The 14,178-nt window shown below is 70.1% G+C and carries 11 protein-coding genes; 8 read left to right on the forward strand and 3 right to left on the reverse strand.

Features of this window, described 5'->3' with window-relative positions; genetic code table 11:
- The first annotated feature begins 141 nt into the window (after window positions 1-141).
- Window positions 142-1,014: an EamA family transporter gene (locus tag RCH22_RS19485; RefSeq protein ID WP_327015250.1), complete on the forward strand. Its 873-nt coding sequence runs from the start codon at window positions 142-144 to the stop codon at window positions 1,012-1,014.
- A gap of 139 nt (window positions 1,015-1,153) precedes the next feature.
- Here RCH22_RS19485 and RCH22_RS19490 read toward each other — a convergent pair whose 3' ends face one another.
- A complete protein-coding gene (locus tag RCH22_RS19490) occupies window positions 1,154-3,871 on the reverse strand; it encodes a hypothetical protein (RefSeq protein ID WP_327015251.1) in 2,718 nt (905 codons plus the stop codon).
- 199 nt (window positions 3,872-4,070) lie between these two features.
- Between RCH22_RS19490 and sucC the strand changes: the two genes are divergently transcribed.
- From sucC to purH, 5 genes are all read left to right on the forward strand, one after another.
- Window positions 4,071-5,240 carry an ADP-forming succinate--CoA ligase subunit beta gene (gene sucC / locus RCH22_RS19495; protein WP_327015252.1) on the forward strand — a complete coding sequence of 390 codons (1,170 nt, stop codon included), beginning with the start codon at window positions 4,071-4,073 and terminating at the stop codon, window positions 5,238-5,240.
- Between the two features lie 13 nt (window positions 5,241-5,253).
- Entirely contained in the window at window positions 5,254-6,141 is an 888-nt protein-coding gene (gene sucD / locus RCH22_RS19500) for a succinate--CoA ligase subunit alpha (protein ID WP_327015253.1), read from the forward strand.
- Between the two features lie 122 nt (window positions 6,142-6,263).
- On the forward strand, window positions 6,264-7,676 hold the full coding sequence (locus RCH22_RS19505; protein ID WP_327015254.1) for a DUF6350 family protein: 1,413 nt from the start codon (window positions 6,264-6,266) through the stop codon (window positions 7,674-7,676).
- A 9-nt stretch (window positions 7,677-7,685) separates the two neighbouring features.
- Complete coding sequence (purN, locus tag RCH22_RS19510; RefSeq protein ID WP_327015255.1) at window positions 7,686-8,279, forward strand: phosphoribosylglycinamide formyltransferase; 594 nt, start codon at window positions 7,686-7,688, stop codon at window positions 8,277-8,279.
- Window positions 8,276-9,952, forward strand: a complete 1,677-nt coding sequence (purH, locus tag RCH22_RS19515) for a bifunctional phosphoribosylaminoimidazolecarboxamide formyltransferase/IMP cyclohydrolase (RefSeq protein WP_327015256.1) — start codon at window positions 8,276-8,278, stop codon at window positions 9,950-9,952. Before purN ends, purH begins: the two co-directional genes overlap by 4 nt.
- Window positions 9,953-10,056: 104 nt before the next feature.
- Here the strand turns inward: purH and RCH22_RS19520 are convergent, their stop codons facing one another.
- Together RCH22_RS19520 and RCH22_RS19525 are read right to left on the reverse strand one after the other, a co-directional pair.
- The gene (locus tag RCH22_RS19520) at window positions 10,057-10,998 is read right to left on the reverse strand and encodes a DDE-type integrase/transposase/recombinase (protein WP_327012585.1); all 942 of its coding nucleotides are present in this window, start codon (window positions 10,996-10,998) and stop codon (window positions 10,057-10,059) included.
- Between the two features lie 74 nt (window positions 10,999-11,072).
- Window positions 11,073-11,285 (reverse strand): hypothetical protein, encoded by a 213-nt coding sequence (locus tag RCH22_RS19525; protein WP_327012584.1) that lies wholly within the window; start codon window positions 11,283-11,285, stop codon window positions 11,073-11,075.
- 363 nt (window positions 11,286-11,648) lie between these two features.
- On the opposite strand from RCH22_RS19525, the gene RCH22_RS19530 reads away from it, so the two are divergent.
- On the forward strand, window positions 11,649-12,848 hold the full coding sequence (locus RCH22_RS19530) for a mechanosensitive ion channel domain-containing protein (protein WP_327015257.1): 1,200 nt from the start codon (window positions 11,649-11,651) through the stop codon (window positions 12,846-12,848).
- Window positions 12,849-12,908: 60 nt separating this feature from the next.
- On the forward strand, window positions 12,909-13,697 hold the full coding sequence (ddaH, locus tag RCH22_RS19535) for a dimethylargininase (protein WP_327015258.1): 789 nt from the start codon (window positions 12,909-12,911) through the stop codon (window positions 13,695-13,697).
- Window positions 13,698-14,178 lie beyond the last annotated feature (481 nt).

Here is a 14,178-nt window from a genome sequence, read left to right on the forward strand (position 1 = left end):
TACTCGCGGAGGCGCGGGTCCGCCCCCGATCCAGTCGTCCCACTCTCCACCGTCCCGATCCTCCCCGCCCTGACCGTTCGTGGTGCGTCAGTCGCGTACGTCGCATTGCCGCGCCGGGCCGTCGTGCTGGAGGATGGACTCGTGATCCTCGTGGTCGTGCTGACGCTCGCCTCCGCCCTGTCCTATGGCGTTTCGGATTTCTTCGGAACCCTCGGCGCACGGCGGTTCGGAGTGATGCCCGCGACAACCCTGACCTACCTGTGGGCGACGGTCGCGCTCGGCGCAGGCCTGCTGGTCGTGGGCGGAACCTGGTCTGAGGGCGCCGTCTTCTGGGGTGCGGTCTCGGGGGTGGCGGCCGTCGTCGGCTTCGGTCTATTCTACCAGGCGCTCACCGTGGGTCCCGTGAGCGTGCTCTCCCCGGTGATCGGCCTCCTGGTCGCCGGAGTGCCGGTAGGCGTCGCCACCGTGGGCGGCACGCGGCTCTCCGGTGCGGCCTGGGTCGCCGTCGGCCTCGCCCTCGCGAGCGCGGTATTGGTGTCGACCTCGCGCCGCGCCGGGAGCGTGCGGGTGTCCCGGCAGGCCTGGATAGTCGGTATCGGTTCCGGGATCGCGTTCGGCGTGTCCGTCGTCGCGCTCTCCTTCGCCCCCGGATCCGCCGGGCTGGTCCCTGCATTCGTGGAGATCGCACTCGGTCTCCTGCTCCTCCTGGTGCTCGGGATGTGGCGCCGCGGGTCCGCCGGCCGGCTCCCGTTCTCGCTGGGTCCGCTTCGGTCGGCCGGGCCGCGCTGGATCGCCGGGAGCATGGTCGCCGGCGTGTTGCTCGGCGTCGGGGACGCCCTCCTCCTCATCGCCCTGTACTCCGGCAACCTCGCCGTGGTAGGCGTGCTGGTCGCCCTGTACCCGGTAGCGACGATCCTGTTGTCGATCGCGGTCCTCGGGGAACGCCTCACGCTGCCGCAATCCATCGGCGTCGGCACCGCCCTCGCCTCCTCCGCCCTTTTCGCGCTCGGCTGATCCCCGCATCCGCCCCCCCCATGCAGACGACGGCTCCGGCCGAACGCGCCAGTTGCGCCGCTCCGCGCCAGGCATGCCAGGCGCGCAACGGCGCAACTGGCGCGCCCGAGGCGGGAGGCCGCGCGGGAGGGGGCGCAGGCTAGCCGGGAAGGGCGGTGCCGGCGAGGGCGTCGTGGTATTGCCGGGTGCGGTAGTACTCTCCGTGAGTGCCGACCGCGCCCGTGTACCCGCTCGTATCGATCTCATCGGCGAACCGGTCGATCGGGTTGCCCGGCGCCCGGTTCGACCAGGCCGGGAAGCCCAGCGGATCGGTGGCCCGCCACAGGCTGATCCAGCGCCGCACCGGCAACGCGGCAGCGGGCGAGGCCGGTTCCGGGGCGGGCGGCGTCGCCAGCGCGTCGGACAGCCACGGGTCCGTGCTCCACAGCCGCGGGCGCAGGCAGGGCAGGGTGCCGAGCACGTCCGGCCCGAGGATCTCGGGAAAGAACCGCCCGAAGTACGGCCGCACCTGCACGCCGAAGCTCAACAGCGTGACCCGGTCCCGCCGCACCGACCAATCCGGGTGTGCGGCGAGGGAGAAGAGGGCGGCGACCGCGACGACCGACCCCATGCTGTGGGCGGCGAGCACGACCTCCCGCCGGCGCGGTGGTGTCCCTTCCGCCCGGCCGTCAAGCCACCAGAGCACCCGGCGGCAGACCTCGGGGACGGCGCGTTCGGTGTAACAGGGAGCCCCGAGCGGATGCCCGGCGCGCGGCAGGAAACAGGCGAGGTCCCAGACGATCGCGAGCGGCCTCGTCGCCCGCCCGGGAGCCGGGGGGATGACGAGCCCGGCGAGGACGAGCACGGCGACGCCCGCCCAGCCGGCCATCGACACGTCGAGCCACGCCAGCAGCCCGGGCGGTGCGGTGATGCCGCCGGTCGGGACGGACCCCGGTGTCGCTGCCGCGGAATCCGCCGGCAGCAGCCGGGGCACGACGACGGTGAGGACCTCCGTCGCGAGGAGGGCGAGGAAGCCGGCCGAGGCGACGATCCCGGTGACCGGTTCGACGAGGTGCAGACGAGCCGCGAGCGCGCGCTTGCGGTCACGCACGGGGCGGAGCAGCGTCACGAGTTCGGCCTCGGATCCCGCCGGCATCGGGGTCTCGCCGCCGGGGACGCCGGGGCCGTCGGGTTCTCCGAAGCCGGGCTCTCCCGCGTGGTCGCCGGACGCTCCCGCTGCGTCCGTTCCCGTGCCGTCGCCGGACCCAGGCGAGACATCGTCCGGGCTCCACTTCGCGACGCGGGGGCCGACCCGGCGCGGCCGGATCAGGGCGCAGGCAACGGAGAGCGCCGCGACGGCGAGGAGCGCGAATGCGAGCCCGCCGAACCACGGGTACACGCCCGGCACGGTCAGGAGGGGCGTCGCCGGCGACCCTGCCGCATTCGTCGGCGCACCGAGGAGGGCGCTCGCACCGGCTCCGCCGTTCAGCCAGGTGCCGACCCCGACGGTGAGGAGGCTCGACAGGATGAGCCCGACGGTGAGCGCGAGGGTCAGGAACACGGCGGGCGCGAGGCCGTGCCACGCTTCGAACCGGAGCCGGCCGCGTGGGGCGGGGTAGCGGAACACGGCGCTCGCCACGACGCAGGCGAGCATGCCGCCGAGGAGTGCGAGCAGCGTGATCGAGGAGACCGGGGAGACGGAAGCGACCGCGGCTGCCGTGCCCTGGGCCGATCCGGGGGCCGCTGCGCCGTCGTCTCCCGGGAAGGGCGGGGCGAGCCCGAGGACGAGGAGCACCGCGAGGTGCGTCCCGATGCCGAGCAGCACGAGCGCGGTGTGCCACCGGGCGCCTGGCGTGCGAGCGATGGGCTCGACGGGAAGGGTGCGCGTGCAGACCGCGGTCACGAGGGCGGCCAGGAGCAGGGTCCCCGCGACCAGGAACACGACGCCCGCCGCCGTTCCGGACGCGCCCGCGCGCACCCCGCCGCCCCCGCCGGCCAGGGCGGCGCAGGAGAGGAGCGACGTGAGGCTCAGCCCGGCCGCGAGGTGGGCGAGCGAGAGCCGGTGCGTTTCACCGCGCCGATTCCAGAGGTGCGGGGACTCCAGCAGCGGCCGGGGCGTTTCGGCCGAAGTGCCGGGTCGCCCGTCCGCCGGGCGGGCGCCCGGTCGTGCCGCCGCTGCCGGCCGGGCGGCGAGATAGCGGTCGGCGACGTCATACCGCAGCCGCGCGCCGTTCGAGAGCTGCCAGATCCCGAGGATCATCGCGATCGGCGCGAGCGAGAAGACGGCCATCCGCTGCCCGGTCGTCCACGCGGCGAGGCCGCCGAGCGCGCCGGGCAGCCCGGAGCAGACCAGCGCCCCGTCGACGTAGCACTGCCGGGCGAGCAGGTCGATGCCGAGGTTCGCGACCGTCGCGACGAGCAGGAGCGTCAGCAGCACGCCGAACAGGCGGATGACCCCGGCCCGGACGCTGAGGCCGCGCGGCACCGCCTGGGTCGGGAGCCGCCAGCACCAGGCGGCAGCGTTGGCGATCGAGAACGGGAGCAGCAGGGCCCAGCCGATCCGGGCGAGTGCGGCGATGACCGCCCAGACCGGCCCGGCCCCACCGGGGGTGCTGCGCACCAGTCCGCCCCAGGAGTATGCCTCGCGGCGGATCCGGCGAGGGACGTAGCCGCGCTCCTCCGCGGCATCCGCTGCCCGGCGATGACGCCGGAGGGAATCTGGAGTCGGTGTCCAGAAGCTGCCGAGCACGTCGCCGGCGGCGAGCTCTACCTCGTCCGGCGGCAGGTCGAGCAGGGCGAACGGCGAGGTGTTGTTGATGCCGTGCACCCGCAGTTCGAGAACGTGCGGGGGAGCGGATGTCCTGAACGGTCCGGCCATGCGCGGTCCTTCCGGCGGCGGGGGTGTGGCTGGCATGGTACTGCCGTCCGGAAGGTTTGGCGAGGCAGCGGCATCTGGGACGCTAGAGTTTGAACTGGTCAGATTGTCTCGACGTCGAGCTACATTCGATGGCGGACGCTGTGCCGGCACACCCCTCGTACCCTGCAGGAACGCTAAGACGCGGATTGGACAAAGCAGCGTGGACCTTTACGAATATCAGGCAAGAGACCTGTTTGAGCAGTATGGAGTCCCGGTTCTGCCGGGCATCATCGCGGACACACCCGAGGAGGTGCGCGCCGCAGCGGAGAAGCTCGGCGGTGTTGTCGTCGTCAAGGCCCAGGTGAAGGTCGGCGGTCGCGGCAAGGCGGGCGGCGTCAAGGTCGCCAAGACCCCCGACGACGCCTTCGCGGCCGGCCAGGCGATCCTCGGACTCGACATCAAGGGCCACACCGTCAACCGGGTCATGGTCGCCGGCGGCGCGCGCATCAAGCAGGAGTTCTACTTCTCGGTGCTGCTCGACCGGTCCAACCGCTCGTACCTCTCGCTCGCGAGCTACGAGGGCGGCGTCGAAATCGAGGTTCTCGCCGTCGAGAAGCCCGAGGCGCTCGCCTATGTCGCGATCGACCCGAACCTCGGGATGGACCTCGAAACGGCCCGGCGCATCGCGGTCGAGGCGAAGTTCCCCGCCGAGCTCGTCGAGAAGGTCGCCCCGGTCTTCGTGCAGCTCTACAACGTTTTCACGGGCGAGGACGCGACTCTCGTCGAGGTCAACCCGCTCGTCCTGACCGAAGAAGGCGACATCATCGCCCTCGACGGAAAGGTCACCCTCGATGAGAACGCCGGCTTCCGCCACCCGAAGCACGCCCTGCTCGAGGACGCGGCAGCCGCCGACCCGCTCGAGGCCAAGGCCAAGCTCAACGACCTCAACTACGTCAAGCTCGACGGTGTCGTCGGCGTGATCGGCAACGGCGCCGGTCTCGTGATGTCCACGCTCGACGTGGTCGCGTACGCGGGCGAGAACTTCGGCGGCGTCAAGCCGGCCAACTTCCTCGACATCGGCGGCGGAGCATCCGCTGAGGTCATGGCGGCCGGGCTCGACGTCATCCTCGGCGACCCTCAGGTCAAGAGCGTCTTCGTCAACGTCTTCGGCGGCATTACCGCCTGCGACGCGGTCGCCCGCGGCATCGTCGGCGCGCTCGCCGAGCTCGGCAGCGCCGCGAACAAGCCCCTCGTCGTGCGCCTCGATGGCAACAACGTCGAGGAAGGCCGCCGCATCCTCACCGAGGCCAACCACCCGCTGGTCACCTTGGCCGCCACCATGGACGAGGGCGCCGCCAAGGCCGCCGAGCTCGCCTACGCCGCGAAGTAAGGGATTTTCGAACATGTCTATCTTCCTCAACAAGGACTCCAAGGTCATCGTCCAGGGCATCACCGGCGGTGAGGGCACCAAGCACACCGCCCTCATGCTCACGGCAGGCACCCAGGTCGTCGGCGGCGTCAACGCCCGCAAGGCCGGCACCACCGTCGTGCACGGCGACGTCGAGCTGCCCGTCTTCGGCTCGGTCGCCGAGGCCATCGAGAAGACCGGGGCGGATGTTTCGATCGCCTTTGTCCCGCCGGCCTTCACCAAGGACGCCGTCATCGAAGCCATCGACGCCGAGATCCCGCTGCTCGTCATCATCACAGAGGGCGTCCCGGTTCAGGACTCCGCCGAGTTCTGGGCATACGCCAAGGCCAAGGGCAACAAGACCCGCATCATCGGGCCGAACTGCCCCGGCATCATCACGCCCGGCGAAGCGCTCGTCGGCATCACGCCGGCGAACATCACCGGCAAGGGCCCGGTCGGCCTCGTCTCCAAGTCGGGCACCCTGACCTACCAGATGATGTACGAACTGCGCGACCTGGGCTTCTCGACCGCGATCGGCATCGGCGGCGACCCGATCATCGGCACCACGCACATCGACGCCCTCGAGGCCTTCGAGAACGACCCGGAGACCCTCGCGATCGTGATGATCGGCGAGATCGGCGGCGACGCGGAGGAGAAGGCGGCGGACTACATCCGGGCGCACGTCACCAAGCCCGTCGTCGGCTACGTCGCGGGCTTCACGGCGCCGGAGGGCAAGACCATGGGCCACGCCGGGGCGATCGTCTCCGACGGCGCAGGCACCGCCCAGGGCAAGAAGGAGGCCCTCGAGGCCGCAGGGGTCAAGGTCGGCAAGACGCCGAGCGAGACCGCGACCCTGCTGCGCGAGGTTCTCGCCGCACTGTAGCCCGGCATCCGCTCGCAGAGCCCGAAGAGGGGGCCCGCCACCACGGCGGGCCCCCCTTTTTTTTCGCGCGTCACGGCGGGGGCGCGCGGGCCGGTCAGGCGGGCGAGGTAGGCTCCCACCGGATGAACCGCTTAACGACAGCCCTGCTCGCCGCACTCGAGGCGCTCATTGTCGTAGCCATCGGAGTGGGCGTCTCCCTCGTACCCCTGACCATCCTGTGGGCCACCCAGTACGGCCTCGCGGTCGACTGGCTCGTCTTCTGGCGTGCTTCGGTCACGGTCTGGCTGCTCGGCAACGGCGTCGACCTCGCCGTCCAGCTCGACCCCACCGTCGTCGCCGCGCTCGGTCTGCCCGGCGCCGAGGCGCCGTTCTCCCTCACGATCGCGCTCCTCGGCTTCGCCGTGCTCGCCCTGTTCCTCGGCAGGCACACCGGCCGCCGCGCGGCGGACTCGCCGCACCGCTGGACCGGCGTCCTGACCGCGATCCCCGTCTACGGGCTGCTCGCGACCCTGCTCACCCTCACCGTCGGCACGGATGCCCTGCAGCCGTCGATCCCGCAGGGCGTGCTCCTGCCCACGGCCGTGTTCGCCGCCGGGGTGTTCATCGGCGCCCGCCACCGGACCGAGTCGCCAGAGCATCCGGTTGCCGGCCAGGCGCCTCACCCGCAGGGAGCCTCCGCTCACCCGGCTCCGGCTCACCCGGCTCACCCGGCTCCTGGTCGCCCGGCAACCGGCCGTCCGGCCTGGCTGCGCGCCCTTCCCGCGCTCCCGGCCCTTCCACGACTGCCCCGGCTCCCCGACGTGGCCGCCGAATGGCGCTCGGTTCTTGCCGGAGCCCTCCGTGCCGGCTTCGGCGCCGCGACCGGAACGGTCGGCGTCGCGGCCCTCGCCGTCTTCGTGCTGATCCTCGGCAACTTCGCGACGATCATCGGCCTCTACGAGACCGTGCAGGCCGGGGTGATGGGCGGCATCACCCTGACGATCGCCCAGCTCGCGCTCATCCCCAACCTGGTGATCTGGGCGGCAGCCTGGTTCGTCGGGCCCGGCATCGCCGTCGGCCTCGGGTCGAGCGTGTCCCCGGTCGGCACCGTCCTCGGCCCGGTACCCGGCCTGCCGCTGCTCGGCGTGCTCCCGCACGGCAGCCTCGCCTTCGGGTTCCTCGGGCTGCTCGTGCCCGTTCTGATCGGCTACCTCACGGCTTTCGCAACCCGGCAGCGCCAGCACCGTGTGGGCGAGGCAGGCGCCGATCGCGGCCGGCTGGCTCTCACCGGAGCACTGGCCGGTGTCGTCGCCGGCATTGTCCTCGGATTACTGGCCTGGTGGTCCGGAGGGGCCCTCGGTCCAGGCCGGCTCGTGGACGTCGGACCGAACCCGTTGCTGGTCGGCGCTTTCGCAGCGCTCGAGGTCGGCGTCGCCGCTGTTCTCGGAATGCTGACGCCCCCGATCCGCCGGCTCGGAGCGTCCTCCGCCGCCGCCGCCGCAGCCGCCGCCACGGCCCCTGCCGCGGCATCACCGGCGAAGACCGGCAAACGATAGGCTCGTCCAGTGCTGTCATTGGTCGTATTGATCTCCGGCGGGGGATCCAACCTCCGTTCCCTCCTGGAAGCGTGCCAGGACGCCGAGTACCCGGCGCGGGTCGTCGCGATCGGCGCCGACAGGGACGCGGACGGCCTCGACCTCGGTGAAGAGTTCGGTGTGTCCACCTTTACGGTGCCATACAGCTCGTTCGCGTCCCGCGAGGAGTGGGGCGATGAACTGCTCGCCGTGATCCGGCAGTGGTCGCCGGATCTCGTCGTACTCAGCGGCTTCATGCGTCTCCTGCCCGCCAGGGTCGTCGCCGCACTGACCCCGAACCTGCTCAACACGCATCCGGCCTACCTGCCGGAGTTCCCCGGAGCCCACGGGGTGCGCGACGCGCTCGCCGCCGGCGTCCCCGAGACCGGAGCTAGCCTGATCGTCGTCGACACCGGTGTCGACGACGGGCCCATCGTCGCGCAGGAGCGGGTGCCGGTGCTTCCGGACGACACAGAGGACTCCCTGCACGCCAGGATCAAGATCGTCGAACGGCGCCTGCTCGTGCAGGCCGTTCTCGACATCGCCAACGGAAACACGAACCTCAAGGAGCACTCCCAGATATGAGCGGGCACAGCAACGACCAGAGCCTTTACCGCGAACGCGATGTCGTCCAGGTTCGGCGGGCGCTCATCTCGGTGAGCGACAAGACCGGCCTGGTCGAGCTCGCGGCTGCCCTCGTGGCGACCGGCGTCGAAATCGTGTCGACGGGGTCCACCGCGGCGAGCATCCGTGCCGCGGGCTTCGCCGTGACCGATGTCGCCGCCGTCACGGGATTCCCGGAATCCCTCGACGGCCGGGTCAAAACCCTGCACCCCGGAGTGCACGCCGGCATCCTCGCCGACCTGCGGCTCGCCGCCCACGAGGCCCAGCTCACCGAGCTCGGCATCGCGCCCTTCGAGCTCGTCGTGGTGAACCTCTACCCCTTCGTCGAGACCGTGAATTCCGGCGCCCCCGCTGCCGAGGTCATCGAGCAGATCGACATCGGCGGCCCCGCACTCGTGCGCGCCGCGGCGAAGAACCACCCGAACGTCGCGATCGTGGTTGACCCGGAGAACTACGGCGAGATCGTCACCGCCGTCTCCGCAGGGGGAACGACGCTCGAGCTGCGCCGCAAGCTCGCCTCGCTCGCCTTCGAGCACACGGCCGGCTACGACCTGAGCGTCTCCGCGTGGTTCACCGAGAACGTCTACGACCAGTGGCAGGACGACACCGAGGCCCTCGATGAGGCCATCCTCGACGAGTTCGACGCCGTGATCGGCACCGCCTTCGACGACGAGGGCCCCTTCCCCGGAACCCTCGCGATCGAGGCCACCCGCGGCAGCGTGTTGCGCTACGGCGAGAACTCGCACCAGGCCGCCGCGCTCTACCTCGGCGAAGGCGGAGAGGGCATCGCCCAGGCGGTGCAGCGCCACGGCAAGGAGATGTCGTACAACAACTACGTCGACGCCGATGCCGCCGTGCGCGCTGCCTTCGACTTCGCCGAACCCGCCGTCGCCATCATCAAGCACGCCAACCCGTGCGGCATCGCCGTGGCCAACCCCAAGGCACCGGATGCGATCGCCTCGGCCCACAAGCGGGCTCACGACTGCGACCCCGTCTCCGCATTCGGCGGGGTCATCGCGGCCAACCGCATCGTGACCCTCGGCATGGCCGAGACCGTCAGCCAGATCTTCACCGAGGTGCTCGTCGCGCCCGGCTTCGAACCGGCCGCGTTCGAACTGCTCAGCCAGAAGAAGAACATCCGCCTGCTCGAGCTTCCGGAGAACTACCACCGTTCCTCGCTCGAGCTTCGCCAGATCTCCGGCGGGTTGCTCGTGCAGGAGACCGACTCGTTCGAAGACTTCGACTCTTCGACCTGGACCCTTGCCGCCGGCGAGGAAGTCGACGCGGCCACCCGCGCAGACCTCGAGTTCGCGTGGAAGGCGTGCCGGTCCGTGAAGTCGAACGCGATCCTGCTCGCCCGCTCCGGCGCATCCGTCGGCGTGGGCATGGGCCAGGTCAACCGGGTCGACTCGTGCCACCTCGCCGTGCTGCGCGCCGGGGACAGGGCCGCCGGCTCCGTGGCAGCCTCCGACGCGTTCTTCCCGTTCGCCGACGGCCTGCAGGTCCTCCTCGAGGCCGGGGTCACCGCGGTCGTACAGCCCGGAGGTTCGGTACGCGACCCCGAGGTCATCGCCGCTGCCGCAGAGGCCGGCGTCGCGATGTACTTCACCGGAGAGCGCCACTTCTTCCACTGACCCGTTTCCCCTGACCAATTCGACGGACTTTTTGAGTTTTCGGAACGTGGGAGCGTGATTTAAGCGCTTTCCGCTCGATGTCAAGCTGTGTGGAGTCACGTGGGCTAGCTTTTGACAGTTTCCTTGGGGATGTTGATTCCAACGGTGCCGGCTGGTGCGGGTGTAGTCGGCCGCGAGTGGAATCGTTCCGGGTGGTTCTGGTGGTAGGTCTGCAGTGCCATGTCGCGGATGCGGTGGGCCTGCTTCCAGGAGCCGTCGTGGACTTGCTGGGGCGTGAATAACGCGATGCCGGAATGCTTGTGGGTCGTGTTGTACCAAGGCACGTACTCGGCCAGGTGGTCGCGGGCGGCCTGAAGACTCTCGAACGTTCCGGGGTAGTTGGGCCGGTACTTCATTGTGCGAAATTCAGACTCGGAGAACGGGTTGTCGTTGGACACATAGGGCCGGTTGTGGGTTTTAGTCACCTTGTGCTCGGCGAGGAGATCGGCCAGAGCGCCCGAACGCATCGCGGGCCCGGAATCGGCGTGCACGAACTTGGGGGTGCCGTATTGGTCGAACGCGCTCTGGAACATCTCCACGGCGAGGTGGTCGCTCTCGCGTTCCTCGACCCGCCAGCCGACGATCGTGCGCGAGTAGATATCGATGATGGAATACGCCTTGAACGTTGTGCCCCGCCACGGGCAGCGGAGGTCGGTGATGTCCCAGGACCACACCTGCCCAGGCCCGGTCGCTACCAGCACCGGCTTCTGGCGGGGTGTTCGAGACCCACGCCCGGTGGGCACGACGGGGCGGGTGCTCTGATCGGTGAGGTCGGCGGCGATCCGCCACCAGGACCGGCGCCCGGCGAGCATCACACCCTGGTCCCAGACGCTCGCAAAGGTGTGATCGACGGAATGCCCCGCCGTCCACCCCGTCGTGATCTGTTCCGCGATCACCTTCCGATCCGTCGTGGGGATCCGGGACAAGTACGCGCGGTCTTTCTGCGCGATGGGTTCGGGCACCCGGGCGCGGGGCTTCTGCCGGTACTGCCACGTTGAGCGGGCCACGCCCGCGAGGACCAAAGCGCGGCGTTGCGACCCCGTTAAACGCGTCAGGTCACCGACGAGCGTGTTCTCGAGCTTCAGGAACCGGACGGATCGGATGTCGTCGGGGTGGGTGCGGGCTCTTCCTCGCTCATCGCGTGCAAGAGCCCGATAGCTTTCCCCAGCGTGTTGTTCGTGTCCTCCAACTCGCGCACCCGCGCGCTCAGTTTCGCAACCTCAGCCGCGTGCGCCGCGCGCTCAGCGGCCCGTGATTTCTCCAGCGCCGTGCGCTTACGAGGGGGAACAGTCATAGCCCTACCCTCTCGCGGAACCAGACCCCGGTCCAGATCACCGCCATACACCGCGGCGCTCCACCGCGTCAGCATCGCATGCGAGACCGGCTGTCCCGCTAACCAGGCACCTTTCTGACCATGCGGTTGCCGGTGATACTCATGAACAAACTCGCGGATCTCCACCACAGTGAACCCTGGACTAATCGACATTCCTCTGACTCCTACTGATCGTGAACTGACTCACAACCAGCTTGACGCAGAGGGTTCCGGGAAGAATCTCCGTCGAATTGGTGAAGCGGGCCGCGGAGGCTCCTGCCAGCGGGGTCTGGCACGATGGAAGGGTCCGGTTCGCTAGTCGGCGGTCCGGTCGAAGGGACACCCGTGCCGCTGCTCGACGGTTTCATCGAACCCACCTTTCTGATCGCGCTCGTCGTCGCGGTGATAAGCGCCTTTGTGATCACCGCGATCGCCGCGTTCGTCTTCCGGATGGCCGCGCGTAAGCGGGCCTGGGCGCGCGCGTTCATCCGCCTGTGCCGGCGTCCGTTCCGGATCGTGATCCTGATCGGCGCCCTCTGGATCGTGACGTCCGTGTACCTGACGACGACGCCGGATCTGACCCTCGCGGTCGACTTCAGCATGCGCGCCCTGTTCATCGCGGCGGCGACCTGGCTCGTCGCGGCGCTGATGTACTTCTTCGAGGAAGTCATCGCCGCGCGGTACCGCATCGACGTGCGGGACAACCGGGTGGCGCGGCGGGTCCGCACCCAGCTGCGGATGCTCCGCCGGATCAGCGTCGTCGTGGTCATCGTCTGCGCGATCGGCACGGTGCTGCTCAGCATCCCAGGGGCCGCTGCGGTCGGGGCGAGCCTCTTCGCCTCGGCGGGACTCCTGAGCGTCGTCGCCGGCCTTGCCGCCCAGTCCAGCCTTGCCAACGTCTTCGCCGGCATGCAGCTCTCCTTCAGTAACGCCCTGCGCGTCGACGACGTCGTCATCGTCGAGAACGAGTGGGGCCGGATCGAGGAGATCACCCTCACCTACATCGTCGTGCACATCTGGGACGACCGCAGGATGGTACTGCCCTCGACCTATTTCACGACGACGCCGTTCCAGAACTGGACCCGCCGCACGAGCGAACTGCTCGGCTCCGTCGAGTTCGACGTCGACTGGCGGGTCAGCACCGGGGCCATGCGCGAGGAACTGAACCGGATCGTCGCACAGACGGAGCTCTGGGACCGGCGCGTCGCCGTACTGCAGGTGACGGATGCCGTCGGCGGCTTCGTCCGCATCCGCGTTCTGGTCTCGGCCGGGGACGCCGCGATGCTCTGGGACCTGCGCTGCATCGTGCGGGAGAACCTCGTCGAGTGGCTCGTCGCCGAGAACCCGGAAGCCCTCCCGCTCGGCCGCGTCGAGGTTCGGCAGCCGGCCCGCCGCCCCACTACGTCGGCCACGAGCGCCGCGAGGGGACAACGCCCCGTCACAGAGGCACCCGGCCTGTTCTCCGGAGACTCCGAGGCCGTGCACCGCGGCGAGGAATTCACCCGCTCGATGCCGATCCAGGAGATCAACGACCAGAAGCTCTGACCGCGGGGCACCTGCGAGCGGCCGGCGAAGCCGCACCCGTCGAGCCCATACACTGTCGGGATGGACATCCCCGCACTCGACCCCGCCGCTCGCCGGATCGCCCTGGTCCGTCGCCCCGCCGACAACCTCGCTGAGGGCCAGCTCACGCACATCGAGCGCGTCCCCGTCGACCTCGGGCTGGCCCGCACCCAGTGGGCCGGCTACGTCGCCGCTCTCGCCGCGGAGGGTTGGGACGTGATCGAGGTCGAACCGGCTCCGCTGCTCCCTGACTCGGTCTTCATCGAGGATGCCGTGATCTCCTTCGGCGACATCGCCGTGCTGACCAGCCCGGGAGCCCCGAGCCGCCGGGACGAGACCGCGGGGGCGGAGGCCGCCGTCCGCGGCCTCGGCATCCCGGTGCGCCACCTCGCGCTGCCCGGCACCCTCGACGGCGGCGACGTGCTCAAGATCGGCCGGACCGTGTACGTCGGCCGCAGCCTGCGCACGAACGACGCCGGCATCGACCAGCTCCGCGCCATCCTGGTCCCGCGCGGCTACACCGTCGTCGCGGTCCCGATCAGCAAGGTGCTGCACCTCAAGTCCGCCGTCACCGCGCTTCCCGACGCGACCGTGATCGGCTACCCACTCCTCGTCGACGACTCCACGGTGTTCGAACCCTTCCTCCCCGTCCCGGAGGAGTACGGCACCGCCGTCGTCGTGCTCGCCCCGGACGCGGTGCTGATGTCGAGCGCGGCCCCGCGCTCGGCTGCCCTGTTCGCCGCCCGCGGCTACCGCGTCGTCACCGTCGACATCTCCGAATTCGAGAAGCTCGAGGGCTGCGTCACCTGCCTGAGCGTCCGCATCCGCTGACCGGGGGCCCGTCCACCTGACCCTCAAAGAGGTGCTTGCGCCGACGAAGGGTGTGGCCGTAGTCTGGAAGGCTGCCTGACACGGGGAGCACAACGAGGATTCGACGCGCTCAGGAGGCCGACATGACACAGACAGCACAGCCACAGCTCGCTTGGAATGCGATCACCGGCGCTGGCTCTGCCGTGGGCGTCCACGACAACGCGGCCTAGCCACTCCATCCGCACCGCGCGCCGGCCAGCACCCCGCCCTTAACCCGTAGCCCGCGACCGGCGTCCCGCCGTCGCGACCGTATGGAAGCGCCCAGCTTCCCGCCCCACTGTCGAACGCGACTCCGACGCGACTTCTTCGACTGCTCGACGCCCAGCGCACCCCGCTGGCGTCCATCGGCACCATGTATCCGAACAGGCTCCACTCGTGACCCAGATCACACCACCCACTCCCATCGAAACCACACCACCCACTCCCATGGACACGACTCCGA

The sequence above is a fragment of the Cryobacterium sp. GrIS_2_6 genome (genome assembly GCF_035984545.1).
Lineage (GTDB): Bacteria > Actinomycetota > Actinomycetes > Actinomycetales > Microbacteriaceae > Cryobacterium.